Genomic DNA, 14,793 nt, shown 5'->3' with positions numbered 1-14,793 from the left:
TTCCTGTTGCCGGGTATCCCGGAAGAGGAGTGCAGCGGCGTTTTCATTGCGGAAAACGCCCATAGATGCGGAACCCTACTCTACGCCTACAGAAAAATGCTCTAACGCAGCAGGTCTTCAAGTGCCGTCGAGAGATCCGTCTTCTCGTCGCGGTACTTTACGATGACGGGGGTGTAGACAGAGAGCCCCCACTCCGTCCCTTTTCCTTTGGTGATAGCACGCGCACCTGGAACCACAACGGCGCCTGACGGAATGATGAGCGGCTGGTCCGCCGTTGCTTTCAGAACGGTTCCGTTCACCGTGTCATAGACCGGAGTCCCGCGCGTCAGCACTGTACCGGCCGCGAGGACAGCCTTAGAACGTACAATCGTCCCTTCATAGACGCCCGTATTTCCACCTACCAGGACGTCATCTTCAATGATCACTGGTGAGGCATTGACGGGTTCCAGCACGCCTCCGATCTGGCATGCCGCCGAGAGGTGGACGCGCTTGCCGATCTGTGCGCAGGAACCTACCAGAGCGTGCGAATCCACCATGGTGCCTTCATCCACATACGCACCAACGTTCACATAGGCGGGAGGCATCATCACCACACCCTTGGCGAGATAGGCTCCGCTGCGTACTGACGAACCGCCAGGTACCACCCGGACTCCCTGTTCGGGAGTAAAGGTGCGTGCCGGATAGGTAGCTTTATCGATGAAGCTCAGGCGGCCGCAGGACTGATCTTCGAGTTGGCCGATCCGGAAACCCAAAAGGATGCCGCGTTTGACCCATGCATTGACCGTCCAACCGATCGACGAGGCATCATCGGGAGAGGCTGAGCGCAGCGTACCAGCTTCGAGTTGACCGCGGAGCTCCAGGAAAGCCTTTTCAGCGTCGGGGTTGCCGATCGCTGCGGCTCCGGAGGCAAAGTGATGTTCAATGGTCTGCTCGAGGGTAGTGCTCAAAAGCTATCTCCTTGAAAGTCGGTAATCCCAGTGTAGGGGATGACGCCCCCACAGGCGAATTCCATCAATCAGCAGGACATTCACGTAGAATGCGTCCGTGCGATCCTTCCTGGTTCTCTCCTCTTCTCTTCTCTTCGCTGCATTGTCCGCATCGGCGCAGGTTGTGACTCTGCCGCTGTGGCCCAACGGAACACCGGAACAGTGGACTCCTGGTCCCGAAGTGGAGACCATGAAGCCAACGGACAAACTGGTAGGCGGCCATTCAGTCTCGAAATTAAGCAATATCGAACAGCCAACATTGGCTCTCTACCAGCCGCCGCAAGAAAAGCGTACGGGTGCGGCCGTGGTTGTTTTGCCAGGTGGCGGCTATCGCATCCTTGCTTATGACCTCGAAGGAACTGAGGTCTGCCAGTGGCTCAATGCGGAGGGCGTCGCATGTGTGCTGGTGAAATACCGCGTGCCCCTGAAGGAGCATTATCCGGCCAGCACAATCGACCTGGAGGATGCGCAGAAGGCCGTTCGTCTCACAAGAATGCATGCGGCTGAATGGGGAATCAATTCCTCGCAGGTCGGTGTTCTGGGCTTTTCGGCCGGTGGGCATCTTGCCGCAGTGTTGAGCAATCATGCCGACTTCAAACGCGCGGATGAGCCTGCGGATGAGGCATCTGTGAGCGCCAGGCCCGACTTTACGGTCCTGATCTATCCCGCGTACCTGACCGATGCGAGTCTGAAACAGGTCGACGAAGGCGTTAAGCCGAGTTCGGAGACACCGCCTACTTTTCTGCTGCAGGCTGAGGACGATCCCGTGCACGAAGAGAACGTGCTCGTGTACTTCCAGGCATTGAAGGAGGCTAAGGTCAAAGCCGAGCTGCACGTGTACGCGGAAGGCGGGCACGGTTATGGATTACGCGCAAATGGGCTGCCGATTGTGAAGTGGCCATCGCTGGTGACGACGTGGCTTCACACGATCGGGATATTGCACTAGGCCGGGATAGGTAACCTCGGTTTGTATCCACGCCGGTTTCGTGATGGCGTCAGCAGTGTATGGATTAGATCCAGAAGATAAGGCAGACTGACAGGTTTCTGTACGAAGCGCCAGGATCGGGAAAGAATCTCCGCCGCCCGGCTCTGACCCACATCTTCGCCGCTGATCAGGATGACCGGCATCTCAGGCTTTGCCGCCGTGAGTGTCTGGGCCAGTTCCACGCCCGAACTCTCAGGCATGTGAATGTCGGTTACCAATAGATCGATGTCCGGCCGGCTGGCAAAGACCTCCGCCGCACGATGCGCATTGTGGCAACTCAAGACGGTGTAACCCGCATGCCGCAGGAACGCTTTGTAGAGCGACCGGATATCGGAATCATCGTCGACGAGCAGGATGGTGCGATGAGGGAACTGCGAATCCATGACAGCAACTTCTCGTACTCAGGTGAAACGTGCGTAAAGTGAATCGGCTGTTAATTGCCAAGGTCCCATCTACAAGGCCCGATACTCTGACGCTGATTGAGCTGTGGAAGTTTGCCCGATGCAGGACATGGAAAATCCATATCCTGGAAATCATTCATTACAGATTTAAAAAACGCGCAGATCTTCTCCCGTAGGCAAGGCATCGACCAATAGGCCAAGCTCTCCAATGAGGATATCGAGTTTCCTGCGAGTGACAGGTGAGACCTCCGTCATGGGCAGGCGAAGGCCACCGTGGATTTTGCCCATCAGGGTCAGAATCGCTTTGGTCGGAGCGGGATTGGGCTCCCAGTAAAGCGCGTTAAGAAATTTGCTGTAGTGCCTCTGAATGCGGCGAGCTGTTGACCAGTCGTTATTCAGTGCGGCATCGATCATCTGCGCCATATGGCGTGGAATGACGTTGGAACCGACAGAGATAAGTCCAGATGCCCCCTGAGCAATGGCCGGCAGAGCAATGCCATCGTCACCGGCAAAGACACGGAAGTTGCGGGGAGCCGTGGCAATCATCTCAGAGATCTGCGCTATATTGCCGGAGCTCTCCTTGATGCCGATGATGTTGTTGTGTTCGGCCAGGCGAAGCACTGTAGCCGGCTCAAGATTCGCTGCTGTCCGGCCCGGGATGTTATAGAGCACTACCGGCAGAAGGGATGCGTCAGCAATTGCCTTGAAGTGAAGGTACTGACCTTCTTGGGAAGGCTTGTTGTAGTAGGGATTTGCTGTCAGGATGGCCGAGAGACCGGGAATGCGGGAAAGCTTTCCAACGCGCGCAACCGCCTCTGCCGTGTTGTTATGGGTGCACCCGGCCAGCACGGGAACCCGCCCTGCCGCTGAGCCGACAACCGTCTCGATCAGGCGGACGGTCTCGTACTCGGTAAGCGTCGAAGCTTCTCCAGTAGAACCAGCGGCGACCAGAAAGCTGATGCCGGAATCGATCTGCCAGTGAACCAGAGAGCTAATCGCAGGTTCGTCGAGTGTGTTGTCTGGTCGGAAGGGCGTAATCAGCGCTGTCCCGCAGCCTTGTAGGTCCATAACAAATGCTAGTTTACCGTTGCGGGCGGGTGCTTGTCAGGAAGGACGACGGTTCGTCGCAAAGGTTGAGTTACCCACAGGGTCGTCACCACTGCAGTCAGCAGGAAAAAGCAGATTTCTCCGCTATCGGTGCGAAATGACAGACAAAAACAACCCTGTATGTCGATACGCTCTAGCTGAAGCCACACGCTAAGGCGTGTGGCGCGAAGCGATGCCCATGCCCCAAAAGGGACATGGGCACTGATGCAGCTGTGTTCTAGGCCCAGTTTCCGTTGCGCATCAGCGGTTCGCTGGAACCGTCGGCGTATACGCCATCGACATTCATCTTGGCGTTGCCGATCATCCAGTCCACGTGGATCAGAGAGCTGTTGGCGCCAAGTTTGTTTAGTTCCTCTTCGCTCATCTTCTCGCCGCCGATGATGCAGGTGGAGTAGGCCTGACCAAGTGCGATGTGGCTGGCCGCGTTCTCATCGAAGAGCGTGTTCCAGAACAACAGGCCGCTCTCTGCAATCGGGGAGTGGTGTGGAACAAGGGCAACTTCGCCGAGCCGGGCTGCGCCCTCGTCGGTGGAAATCAGCTTCTTCAGGGCCTCTTCTCCTGCAGAGGCGGAGGCGTCGACGATGCGGCCATTTTCAAAGTGAACCGAGATGTTCTCGATGAGCGTTCCCTGATGGGAGAGCGGTTTTGAAGCACGCACGCGGCCGTTCACGCGATCTTTATGGGGTGTGGTGAAGCACTCTTCCGTCGGGATATTCGGCTGGCAGTAGACCCCGTTGCCGGCGGTCGTTCCACCGCCTGCCCACAGATGGTTATCCGCCAGGCCTACAGTCACGTCGGTGAGGCCGTCGTTTGAGTGGAACCGAAGCGCGTAGTAGCGCTTGTTGTTCAGGAAATCCACACGCTCCTTTAGACGGCCGCCATGTGTCTCCCAGGCGGCGACTGGATCGGGCTGGTCGCTGCGCGAGGCGGCGAAGATGGCATCCCACAACTTCGCTACCGCCTCTTGTTCCGGAAGGTCAGGAAAGACGAGCTTTGCCCATGCCGGGGTTGCGCAGGCGACGATCGTCCAGTTGATCTCGTGACGGGTGATGATCTCCATCGCCGGCTTGGCGGCTTTGCTGGCAGCGACATTGGCGCGGGAGACCTTGCCTGGGTCCTGTCCGGCAAGCAGGGAGGGATTGGCTCCAGTAATGCCGAGTCGTGCAGCGCCGGAACGATAGGCATTGGCAATGCCCTCGGAGAGCCAGACCGCGGTTTTATCGAAACTTTCGTCCGGCGCGTACTGGTAGCGCGCCAGGGTAAGCTCATCATCGTTGAACAGCGTAGTCACCAGCGTGGCGCCGGCCTTGTAGGCGTGTTCCGTGATGCGGCGAACAAAGGGGAGAGCTTCCATGGGAGCGGTGATGACCAGTTCCTGTCCGGCGCGAAGGTTGAGACCGACACGGACAGTGACCAGTGCAAGGGCGTCGAGCTTTTCTTCGAAGGTTTTAGGAGCAACGGGAGCAAGAACGGTTGCAGAAGACATAGTGTTTCTAGGGTAGGAGCCGATCGGCTGCTCCGCAAGTCCGGAAGATGTGATCCGGGAAGTGCACGAGTAGATCACCGGGTTAAAACCAAACCGCGGTCCTGATCCAGGACCGCGGTTTGGCTTTGGTTTCACTTACAGTTCCGAGAAGATGTCCTTGAAGTCGTAGCAGCCTTTGCGTGTCGAAAGCCATTCGGCAGCCCGGACGGCTCCGTCGGCGAAGGCGCGACGGCTGAAAGCCTCGTGGGTTAGAACGATCCTGTCGCCTTTGGAGGTTGCTGTCAGCGTGTGGAGACCGATGGCGTCACCTTCGCGATGGCTGGTGATCGGAGCATCTACTCCACCAAGAGCCTTTTGCAGGCTGATCGCGGTTCCGCTGGGAGCATCGAGTTTGGTGACGTGGTGGGTCTCGTCAACCGTGAACGTGTAGCCGGCCTTTGCGAGTCCCTTGGCAAGAACCGCAGCAGCCTGGAACATCACCTGGGTTCCGATGGAGTAGTTCGTGCCGTAGAGCAGACCGGCCTCTTTGCGTTCGGCCAAGCTGCGCATGTCAGCAAGCTTCTCGTACCAGCCCGTAGTGCCCACCACAACGCGAGCGCCGGTCGCGAGACAGGCGCGCAGGTTGGGAATGACGGCTTCGGGCGTAGTGAAATCGATCACTACATCGAAGCCGGTGACGAATGGAGGCGTCAGCGCGGCGGCGTTAGGGTTCTCTTTCGCATCGAGAACGTGCACGCCATGGCCGCGCTCATGCGCGACGTCGGCGACAAGCTTACCGGTCTTACCGTGTCCCAGGACGAGGATACGCATCAATGATCTCTCTGATCAGGCTTTTGCGGTTGCAGGTTCGGTCTGTGCTGCGGCGCGAGCTTCCACATCGAAGACACTGGGGTCGGGATTGGCGAAGAACTTCTTGTGCAGCGAGCGCACCGCCTCCTCCACATCCGCCTCTTCAATCATGAAGCTCATATTGATTTCGCTGGCTCCCTGGCTGATCATGCGCACATTCACATGGCTGACAGCCGTAAAGACCTGACCGGAGATACCGGCATGACCGCGGATATCCTCACCCACCAGGCAGATAAGAGCCTTATTCGGATCCAGCTTGACGTCGGCGATCGCGCTGAGATCTTCAATCACCGCATCGAGACCAATAGTCGAATCGACAGTCAGCGAGATCGAAACCTCAGAGGTGGAAACCATATCGACGACTACCTTGTGCCGGTCGAAGATATCGAAGACGGCCTTCATGTAGCCGTGCGACATCAGCATGCCGGAGCTGACGATGTCGATGATGGTCAGCTTGCGCTTCGCTGCAATGCACTTGAAGGGCGACTTGCAGGGCGGAGCGGCAGCGATGATCTTGGTGCCTTCGTTCGCCGCATTGCGCGAATTGAGCACCCAGACGGGGATGTTCTTCTGAACAGCCGGGAGGATCGTCGCGGGATGCAGCACCTTTGCACCGAAGTAAGCAAGCTCAGCCGCTTCTTCGAAGCTGATGGTCTTTACCCGGAGCGCATCGGAGGTGATGCGCGGATCGGTCGTCATGATGCCGTTGACGTCGGTCCAGATCTCGATCGCTCCGGCATGCAGACCGCCACCGATCAGAGCACCAGTGTAGTCAGAACCGCCACGGCCAAGAGTGGTCGTAATACCTTGCTCATTGGAGCCGATGAAGCCACCCATGACCGGCGTCTTGCCGGCGTCGATCAATGGCAGAACATTTGCGACCAACTTCTCTTCGATTTTGTCACTGAGCGGTTTGGCCTTGCCGAAGGCGGAGTCAGTGATGATAGATTCGCGCGCATCATGATGAATGCCGTTCAAACCGCGCTGATCGAAGGCAGCAGCAACCATCCGCGACGAAAGGCGCTCACCGTAGCTGACGACATTGTCCGTCGTGCGCGGTGTGAGCTCGCCAACCGCCGCAATGCCGCGCAGCAGATCGTCAAGTGAGTCGAACTCATTGCCAATGACTGGCTGCAGCGCGGTGAAACGCTCGTTGTCCAGCAGTTCAGCGGCCGTGTCGATATGCCGATTGCGCAAACGGGCAGAGATCGCAAGTGCGCCCATCTTGTCGCCCTTACCGGCCGCAGCAGCGGCTGCCAGAAGCTGGTCCGTAACCTTGGCCATGGCAGAGACGACAACAACCGGAGAAAGGCCCTTCTCGGTGCGGGTGCGGACGATGGCGGCGGTACGGTCGATCGCTTTGGCGTCCTCAACCGAGGTGCCGCCGAACTTCATAACGACGATGTGATTGCGGGGTGTGCTCATGCGTTTACCAGCGCTTCCTGCCGCGCGCCGGCGAACTTGAACTTACCCATCACTGCCAGGATCTCGGCGTTGAGGATGGCCGCGCCTGCAGCACCGCGAACGGTGTTGTGCGAAAGCAGGACAAACTTCCAGTCCAGCAGCGAGCACGGACGCAGACGGCCCACAGTGGTGGCCATGCCATTACCGCGTGCGATGTCCAGGCGGGGCTGGGGACGGTTTTCCGCCTCGTCATACTCGACCGGGTGTAGAGGGGCCGAGGGCAGATGATGTGCGCGGAGCGGCTGGAACTCGCGCCAGGCGGCGACCATCTGCTCGTAGTTGGCCGGGGTCTTCAGCTTGATGCTGACGCACTCGGTGTGGCCGTCGATGACAGGCACGCGGTTGCAATGCGCCGAGACTTTTGCGTCCAGCAGGTCGATGGAGCCGGTGCCGGCCGTTTCGTCGGCCTTGAACGCGCCGAGCAGCTTGCCGACCTCTTCCTCCAACTTCTCCTCTTCGTTCTTGATGTAGGGGACGACGTTACCGAGGATATCTAGGGACGCAACGCCGGGGTAGCCGGCGCCCGAGACAGCCTGCATGGTGGTCACAAAAAGGCTCTCGATGCCGAACTTCTGCTCCAGCGGAGCCAGAGCGAGCACCAGGCCGATGGCGCAGCAGTTTGGATTGGTGACCAGGAAGCCACCATTCTGCCTGCGTGAGACCTGGGTCTCGAGCAGACCGAAGTGATCGGAGTTGACCTCAGGCACAACCAGAGGAACATCCGGAGTCATGCGGAAGGCCGAGGAGTTGGAGATGACGGCGCAGCCTGCGTTGGCGTAAGCGGGCTCCAGTTCCTTGGCGATCGGCGAATCTACGGACGAAAAGATAATGCGCGGCACTTCGCCGGACGCGAGCTGCTCCGCCGTGGGCGGGGTGTTGGGCTGCACGATCATTTTGGCGATCTGCGCCGGCAGCGGCGTGTCGAGCTTCCAGTTGGTGGCCTCACCGTACGGTTTACCGGCGGAGCGGTCCGATGCCGCGAGCCATGTAATCTCGAACCAGGGGTGGTTGGCGAGAAGTTGGATAAAGCGCTGGCCCACCATGCCGGTGGCGCCAAGGATGCCTACTTTACGTCGTTCCATACGGTCCTTGCGCGCAGTTACTGCGCGTCTTTGACTGAAAGCGTGATTTATCTAGGATACCAAGGATCGTCCGTTTAGCGGCCAAACTGACGCAGGTGGTGGTCGGTATGGAGCCAGGCCCAGCGGTGCCATTCCCGGGTGGTCATACCAGCAAAGATGGGGTGAGGCGGCCAGTTCTCCCGGTTGGCGGCAAAGGCGTCGAGGGCCTGCAGCAGGGCATCGCGATCGCACTGGAAATCGGCAGGCGGCGTACCGCCGATGCCCTGTTTCATCTCGGGAGTGGTCGGAACGCCTTTCGGCCATTTGGCCGGAAAGTTCAGGGCCAGCCACTTGTAGAGTCCGACTGGGAGAGGAGGTTTGATCCTGGTACAGATAGTGCGCCGGTTGAGGCCGTAGAGCAGAGAGTCTGTCATATGGCAGACCGCCTGTGCCGCGGTCATATCGCCCCACTGCGGAGACGCGTCCGGAGTGAGGGAGGCGATCCTGGATTTCAGGGCGTGGAGGTCGGCTGGGTTGGCGATAGTAGGGCGCACGGCCAACAGTGTAAAGGCAGTTGCCAGATGCCAGATGCCAGATGCCAGATGCCAGATGCCAGATGCCAGATGGAGCGCCGATGCTCCTATGGGTTGCCTCGCTTGGGTGTATTGATGGACTTCTTCGTGCCCCATGCAGTACCGCTTCAACTTTCAACTTTTAACTTTCAACTGTAGTTAAAAGATATGCTTGATGGCTTTCTTGCGGAACTCGAGGTCGATTCGGATCTCTTTGGCAGAGATGGACTGCGGAAGCGGATCGATGCGCTGGACCGGTTGGATTTCTTTTTGGGAAGCGCCGGGCCGCGGAGCAGTTTGGGGGTGCAGCGCGCTGTGACGATGCGCTCGCGCCTCGACGCCGCCAATGCAGCCGTGTATGACGCGATTCGTGAGGAGATACGGCAGGGTTCCGTGGCGGATGTCTGGCAATGGCTGCGAGGGCAACGAGAGACGGAGTTGCCACGACATGGGCTCTCGTATGACTCGTTGGACGAAATTGTGAGCGGCCTGCTGCAGCTTCACGTACCAGAGATGGAGCTGCCGGAACTTGCAGAAGAGATGGTGTTTTATCAGCCAACGCCGGCGCGACACATCCTCGATCTGATCGAGAGGTTTGACCTGCGGGAGACGGACCGGTTAGTCGATTTCGGTGCGGGGATGGGGCATGTGTCCTTGCTGGCTTCAATGTTCTCCGGATGTCAGAGCGTCGGGATTGAAGTACAGGCTGCTTATGTGGCGGCCGCGAGGCAATGTGCTGCAGACCTGGGATTGGAGCAGGCACGTTTTCTTGAGCAGGATGTCAGGGAGGCTGATCTGGGCTGGGGAACGGTCTTCTACCTGTACACGCCGTTCCGGGGCTCGATGCTGGCGGAGGTGCTGCAACGGTTAGAGGAGGAGAGCCGCAAGCGGCCAATTCGGATTGCTTCCCTCGGGCCTTGCACGGCGGAGATTGCAGCGCAGTCCTGGGTCAAGGCGGTGTCGGCTGTGGATGAAGGACGGCTATGCCTCTTTGAAGGCCGTTGAACGTTGCAAGTTGAAAGTTGAAGATGACGGCATGTTTGGCGAGGGAGTTTTTCCTGCAGCAGCTGAAAGTCCTTTTTCTTGGACTCGAAAAACGGATCGAGCTGGCGCTCGATAAGCCCACATATGCTTCGCATATATGAGGCACCCAGGATTTGGGACGCTCTGAATGCGTCGATGCGTTCTAGAAGTCCTCTGAGCGTCGACGTCTGCGGGCGGGTTGGGAGCCTGCTCCGGCGAAGACACAGACCATCACGACGGCATGGATGAGAAACCAGACTGAGAGACCCTGGCTCTGGTAGATGAGCACCAGGATCAGAATGCGCGGCACCAAGATGGCGGCGAGCAGCGGCACCCACCCGAAGAGATGAAATGGTGTGAGATTGCCCTGCAGCCAGGCAATGGCGAGGCAGATACGAGGTAGAAAGAGCGAGAGAACGAGGAACCAGAATGGAAGCGTCGTGGAGGCGAGGTGTAAGTAGGGAAGGTTCATGGCGTTCCGTCAGTGATGATCTCTTTTCGATCCTCTGATGCTGTTGCCAGTTGGGCTAGCGATGGTCGTATGGGGGCTCTCTGGGTGCGTCGATGGACTTTTTCATATCCATGCCGTACCTCTCAACTGGAAACTGTTAACTGGCAGCTGCTTTACTTACTTGCCCTGGACGAGCCAGGTGAACTGCTCTTTGGTCAGAGGCACTACGGAGAGGCGGAACTGACGGAACATAATGGAGTCTGTGAACAGGGGATTGTCGCGAATCTCGGCGAGGGGCTTCGGGCGTGCGATCGCTTTGACCGGCTTGATGCGCACAGCAGGATTCTTCGGATCAGAAGCATCGACCGAGACAACCTTGGCATGACCGACGGCAGCTTTGCCGACGTTGGAGTGATAGATGACCAGGTCTTCACCGGGTTTCATGCCACGCAGAGTGATCAATGCCTGGGGGTTCTTGATGCCATCCCATACGGTTTCGCCGTCACGCTGCAGATCTTCAAAGGAGTAGACGTCGGGTTCGGATTTGAGAAGGTAGGCAGCCATGGGGAGATTCTAGTTGCTGGCTCTGAAAACGGTTGAATAGTTGAATCGTTGATATAGTCCCTGAAACCCAGGAGCGCTAGCCGCCGAGGTCGAGTAGTTTGACTTCCGGCAGGGGTTGGCCGAGGAAGCGGGAGCCGAGAACCTGGAACTTTTCTGTCGAATCGGTGGCGTAGAAGGTGAGGTTGTCCGATGGGCGGCCAGGTAAGGCGTGGAGCATCTCTGCCACTTTGCCGGCGGTCGTCTCTGCGGAATCGATGACAGTGATCGGCTGCGGGCTCAGCTCGGCGAGAAGCCGTGTGATGAGCGGACGGAGCAGAGGATAGTGGGTGCACCCAAGAAGCACAGTAGACGGCGAGAGCCCGGTCTTGGCGGCATCGGCGAGAGCTTCGGTGAGGTAGATGCGCGCCACCTGTTCGGTGACGTCGTGGTCGATCCATCCCTCTTCAACGAGCGGCACAAGAAGCGGGCAGGCCTTCTGTGTGGCCTCGATGCCGACAGCTTGCAGGGCTTTGAGATAGGCGTTTGACTGAACGGTAGCCTGGGTGGCCAGCACCAGGGCAGAGCCGGCGGTCGTGGCCTCACGGGCAGCCTCAGCCCCGGGTTCAATCACGCCGAGAATAGGAAGGCTGGTCGATGCCCTGAGTTCGTCCATCGCAAGTGCGGATGCGGTGTTGCAGGCGATGACGAGCATCTCTGCACCGTGATCTTCAAGAAACTTGGCGGAAGAAACGGCGTAGCGCGCGATGGTCTGGCGGGACTTGGCGCCGTAGGGAAGACGGGCGGTGTCGCCCAGGTAGGTGTAGCGGGCTCCTGGAATCAGCGGCAGGAGTGCGCGCAATACGGTCAAGCCTCCGAAGCCGGAGTCAAAGACGCCAACATGCACGGCGGTCATGGTATCTCTTTCGTCGATTGAAGGGTGGTGTCGGTAGAAGGATACACCCGATCCAGAGAGAAATGCCCAGCCAATGTGGGCCTTGTTTTGCCGTCCACGAGGAACCGAATCCGGCTGACTTGTGGAAAATTTGCATGGACCGTACCCAGTATGGAGAGCACGGTCAGAGTCTCGACCTCGATTCCGGAGGGATGTGCATCCGCGAAGCTCTGGCGGAGATTGATCACCGCCATATATCCGTTCCGCGCCGCCATGTCGGTGAAGGCGGTGGGAGAGGGCGTGGTCTTTTCCTCGGTGTTTTTATATCCGGATTCGGGCGGCTTGGGAGGTGTAAGCGGGAGTGGAAGGAAGAAGACGTCGGCAATGGCAGAGCCATCGAACTTGAGGGGGTGGCGCGAGTCTGTCTGTCCGTAATCGCTGAAAAGACGTTCAAGGATGGCGCGCAGGCGGATCGTCGGCTCGTTGGGCAGCGCGATCTGGCGGTCACTGGGGGTAATCGTGCCTGCGGCATCATCTGCCAGGAGGAAGGTAACGGCCTCGGTCTGGATTGTGGCGCCGCCCGGAGCCTCAATCGGCGTGGCTGCACTGGAAATAGAGTTCAGCCGGGCGATGGTGCGCTGGTGGACGCGCCACAGATAGCCCGCCATGAGAACTGAGAGCGTCATCAGCGCCAGAAACAGGATGCGCTGGTAGCGGGGGATCATCGCACAGCTCCCGTGCCGGTAACGGCGTTTGGATGGCCTCGCCAGAAGAGCAGGGCTCCGGCGATGGCCTCTGCGACTCGCTGTTGATAGGCGGGATCCTGGGCAGTGGCGTCATCAAGCGGACCAAGCTCGATTGCAACTGCGGGGCAGGCGAGGGAATCGAGTGCAGCCAGCCAGGTGCGGCTACTGGTGACGGGCGTATGAGAGCGGGAAATAGCAGCCTGCAGCTCTGAAGCGAGGCGAAGTGAACGTGTGACCCAGGGAGCCTGCGCTTCATTCCAGGGGACAGGTTTGGCGCCCTGGAGCGCCGGTTCGGTCTCGGGAAGAGCGGAGGTGAAGAGATGGACTCCGGCGGCGTTGCCGGAGGCATGCAGGGTAATGCAAGCCATGGCTCCGGAACGGTTGGCGAGCTCAACCCGGCCATCGCCGGTGAGATTAGCGGCATCGTCCGGTGTTGTATGCGTCAAGACGACTTTGAAGCCACGCACGATCAGCAAGGATTGGAGGCGGTTGGCGAAGGCGATGGTCACTTCGCGCTCCGGGAGTTTTTCCGTGAGCCTTGCCCCGGTATCCGGGCCGCCGTGAGCGGCGTCGAGAAGGATGACGGGTTGCTGTGGTGCAGGGGTTTGCGCGCGGGCGGCGGGCAGCAGGAGAGCTGCCACAGCCGCCGCCGCAAACGACGCGGGTTTAGAGCATTTTTTCTGTCGGTGCAGAGTAGGGCTTCCGCATCTATGGGCGTTTTCCGCAATGAAAACGCCGCTGCACTCCTCTGTCGGGATACCCAGCAACAGGAAAAATGCTCTAATCCAGGGCATAGATGGCAAGACCGCTCAGCAACTTCGGATAGAAGTCCGTGGACTTCTGCGGCATGACCTCGTTGGCGAAGGCAACATCGCGGAGTTGTTGCAATGTGACCGGTTTGGTAAGGAAAGCAACGTCCGCCTCTCCTTTGTTCACCAGATCCACCGCCTCGGATGCTTCGCGAAGATACTTTACGTTGCCCAGTTTCGTCACCTGTTCCTGCGAGAGACCGAGGATCTGCGCAAAGAGCAGGCCGTGGAGCTGTACGACATCGAGCTGACGCTGACGGGGGGAAAACTCCTGCAGCTTCGGCTCAATGGCTTCAGGTTTCGCGGTGAGCAGCCAGCTTCCATGAGAGGTGACGGCAACGAAGGCCACGCCTTCCGTAGCGTCGAGGGCTGTTTTGAGGGCTACATGGTTGCTGCCGTTCAAAGCAGCGGCTTCAAAGTACGGAGCCGCCTTGGCGAGGAGGTCGTGCGCCGAGAAGTTCTGCAGGCCGTTGAGCACGCGGTGTGTCGGCAGAATGGTGATTCCGGGGGCAGCCATATTGACGAAGGTCATCATCATGGCAGCTTCGGGGTAAGCCGGCGTGGGCAGGTCGGTGGCGGTGACGTGCAACTTTTCCGCCTCGTCGGCTCCGGCGGTTTCGGAGCCCGGAGCAGGATTAAAGGGCAGGCCAAGAGCGGCCGCGCGTTCCTTCGAGTAGGCGACCGAGGTCTCGTAGCGATGGTGGCCATCGGCGATGATGAGCTTCTTGTCCTGCATGGCGCCCACGATGATACGGATCAGGGACGGGTCAGTAATCTTCCAGAGCTTATGAAGGACTCCGTACTCGTCGACAACGGCCTGGTCTGGAGCGGGGCCGTTCTCGAAGAGAAGGCGTTCGACGCTGAAGCCGGGGTCGTTGTAGAGCATGTAGATCTGCTCGCAGTAAGCGCGGGTGGCTTTGAACAGGGCCAGACGATCGGACTTGTGCTTGGGAAAAGTCTGTTCGTGGCGATAGACGACCTGGTCGGCGTAGTCGTAGAGATGGCCGAGGGCGATAAAGCCACGGCGCTCGCGGGTTTCAGTAGTGCCCGGAACGGTGTAGACCTGCGAATAACCGTAGATAGCCGGTTCCGCCTCTTCGACGAGCACCTGGTCCTTGCGCCAGGCGTTGAGGGTGTCGGCGGCGCGGGTGTAGACGTTCTCTCCCTCTTCGGTGTCGCCCGGGAAGTGTTTCCCCAGGATCACGCGGATGAGGTTCAGCGGGCTCTTCGCGTAGTAGCGGTCCTGCATCTCCGGGGTGATCTTGTCATAAGGCTGGGTGACGACATCCTCCAGCTTGACCTTGGCGGGGTTATAACGGAAGGCGCGGAACGGATAAATGCGAGCCATGCGTGCGGAAGACGACACTCCAATCTTTAGGTTCTAGGAGAAATTGTACTTTGGGGACATAGGAGTCTGC

The 14,793-nt window shown here is 58.9% G+C and carries 16 protein-coding genes; 2 read left to right on the top strand and 14 right to left on the bottom strand.

The window, feature by feature from the left end:
* Nucleotides 1-101 precede the first annotated feature (101 nt).
* Nucleotides 102-947, bottom strand: a complete 846-nt coding sequence (locus OHL21_RS23595; protein ID WP_263419753.1) for a 2,3,4,5-tetrahydropyridine-2,6-dicarboxylate N-succinyltransferase — start codon at nucleotides 945-947, stop codon at nucleotides 102-104.
* A gap of 97 nt (nucleotides 948-1,044) precedes the next feature.
* Here OHL21_RS23595 and OHL21_RS23590 point away from each other — a divergent pair, with 97 nt between their 5' ends.
* Nucleotides 1,045-1,932: an alpha/beta hydrolase gene (locus tag OHL21_RS23590; protein WP_263419752.1), complete on the top strand. Its 888-nt coding sequence runs from the start codon at nucleotides 1,045-1,047 to the stop codon at nucleotides 1,930-1,932.
* Here the strand turns inward: OHL21_RS23590 and OHL21_RS23585 are convergent.
* The 7 genes from OHL21_RS23585 to OHL21_RS23555 all read right to left on the bottom strand — a co-directional run bounded on the left by OHL21_RS23585 (nucleotide 1,929) and on the right by OHL21_RS23555 (nucleotide 9,028).
* Nucleotides 1,929-2,354: a response regulator gene (locus OHL21_RS23585; protein WP_263419751.1), complete on the bottom strand. Its 426-nt coding sequence runs from the start codon at nucleotides 2,352-2,354 to the stop codon at nucleotides 1,929-1,931. The genes OHL21_RS23590 and OHL21_RS23585 overlap by 4 nt on opposite strands.
* A 165-nt stretch (nucleotides 2,355-2,519) precedes the next feature.
* Entirely contained in the window at nucleotides 2,520-3,440 is a 921-nt protein-coding gene (dapA, locus tag OHL21_RS23580) for a 4-hydroxy-tetrahydrodipicolinate synthase (protein ID WP_263419750.1), read from the bottom strand.
* A 256-nt stretch (nucleotides 3,441-3,696) separates the two neighbouring features.
* Entirely contained in the window at nucleotides 3,697-4,965 is a 1,269-nt protein-coding gene (locus OHL21_RS23575; RefSeq protein ID WP_263419749.1) for an aminopeptidase, read from the bottom strand.
* 135 nt (nucleotides 4,966-5,100) lie between these two features.
* Nucleotides 5,101-5,775 carry a 4-hydroxy-tetrahydrodipicolinate reductase gene (locus OHL21_RS23570; RefSeq protein ID WP_263419748.1) on the bottom strand — a complete coding sequence of 225 codons (675 nt, stop codon included), beginning with the start codon at nucleotides 5,773-5,775 and terminating at the stop codon, nucleotides 5,101-5,103.
* Nucleotides 5,776-5,790: 15 nt separating this feature from the next.
* Nucleotides 5,791-7,239, bottom strand: coding sequence for a lysine-sensitive aspartokinase 3 (gene lysC, locus OHL21_RS23565; protein ID WP_263419747.1), 1,449 nt, complete (start codon nucleotides 7,237-7,239; stop codon nucleotides 5,791-5,793).
* Nucleotides 7,236-8,360, bottom strand: a complete 1,125-nt coding sequence (gene asd / locus OHL21_RS23560; protein ID WP_263419746.1) for an aspartate-semialdehyde dehydrogenase — start codon at nucleotides 8,358-8,360, stop codon at nucleotides 7,236-7,238. The genes lysC and asd overlap by 4 nt, the downstream gene beginning before the upstream one ends.
* A gap of 74 nt (nucleotides 8,361-8,434) precedes the next feature.
* Nucleotides 8,435-9,028 carry a DUF1569 domain-containing protein gene (locus tag OHL21_RS23555; RefSeq protein ID WP_263419745.1) on the bottom strand — a complete coding sequence of 198 codons (594 nt, stop codon included), beginning with the start codon at nucleotides 9,026-9,028 and terminating at the stop codon, nucleotides 8,435-8,437.
* A gap of 51 nt (nucleotides 9,029-9,079) precedes the next feature.
* Here OHL21_RS23555 and OHL21_RS23550 point away from each other — a divergent pair, with 51 nt between their 5' ends.
* Complete coding sequence (locus OHL21_RS23550) at nucleotides 9,080-9,916, top strand: SAM-dependent methyltransferase (RefSeq protein ID WP_263419744.1); 837 nt, start codon at nucleotides 9,080-9,082, stop codon at nucleotides 9,914-9,916.
* Between the two features lie 181 nt (nucleotides 9,917-10,097).
* On the opposite strand, the gene OHL21_RS23545 is transcribed toward OHL21_RS23550, so the two are convergent.
* The 6 genes from OHL21_RS23545 to OHL21_RS23520 form a co-directional block, all read right to left on the bottom strand.
* Entirely contained in the window at nucleotides 10,098-10,406 is a 309-nt protein-coding gene (locus OHL21_RS23545; RefSeq protein WP_263419743.1) for a hypothetical protein, read from the bottom strand.
* 156 nt (nucleotides 10,407-10,562) lie between these two features.
* The gene (locus OHL21_RS23540) at nucleotides 10,563-10,949 is read right to left on the bottom strand and encodes an EVE domain-containing protein (RefSeq protein ID WP_263419742.1); all 387 of its coding nucleotides are present in this window, start codon (nucleotides 10,947-10,949) and stop codon (nucleotides 10,563-10,565) included.
* A gap of 76 nt (nucleotides 10,950-11,025) precedes the next feature.
* Nucleotides 11,026-11,841 (bottom strand): glutamate racemase, encoded by an 816-nt coding sequence (murI, locus tag OHL21_RS23535; RefSeq protein WP_263419741.1) that lies wholly within the window; start codon nucleotides 11,839-11,841, stop codon nucleotides 11,026-11,028.
* On the bottom strand, nucleotides 11,838-12,545 hold the full coding sequence (locus OHL21_RS23530; protein WP_263419740.1) for a GerMN domain-containing protein: 708 nt from the start codon (nucleotides 12,543-12,545) through the stop codon (nucleotides 11,838-11,840). Before OHL21_RS23530 ends, murI begins: the two co-directional genes overlap by 4 nt.
* On the bottom strand, nucleotides 12,542-13,207 hold the full coding sequence (locus tag OHL21_RS23525) for an N-acetylmuramoyl-L-alanine amidase family protein (RefSeq protein WP_263419739.1): 666 nt from the start codon (nucleotides 13,205-13,207) through the stop codon (nucleotides 12,542-12,544). The genes OHL21_RS23530 and OHL21_RS23525 overlap by 4 nt, the downstream gene beginning before the upstream one ends.
* Nucleotides 13,208-13,346: 139 nt before the next feature.
* Nucleotides 13,347-14,741 carry a DUF1015 domain-containing protein gene (locus OHL21_RS23520; RefSeq protein ID WP_317890004.1) on the bottom strand — a complete coding sequence of 465 codons (1,395 nt, stop codon included), beginning with the start codon at nucleotides 14,739-14,741 and terminating at the stop codon, nucleotides 13,347-13,349.
* Nucleotides 14,742-14,793: the final 52 nt, after the last annotated feature.

Origin of the sequence: Terriglobus albidus (genome assembly GCF_025685425.1) — a bacterium.
In the GTDB taxonomy this organism is placed as follows: Bacteria; Acidobacteriota; Terriglobia; order Terriglobales; family Acidobacteriaceae; genus Terriglobus; species Terriglobus albidus.
Note: the sequence above shows the minus strand (reverse complement) of the source record. Positions and strands in the feature narration are given on the sequence as shown.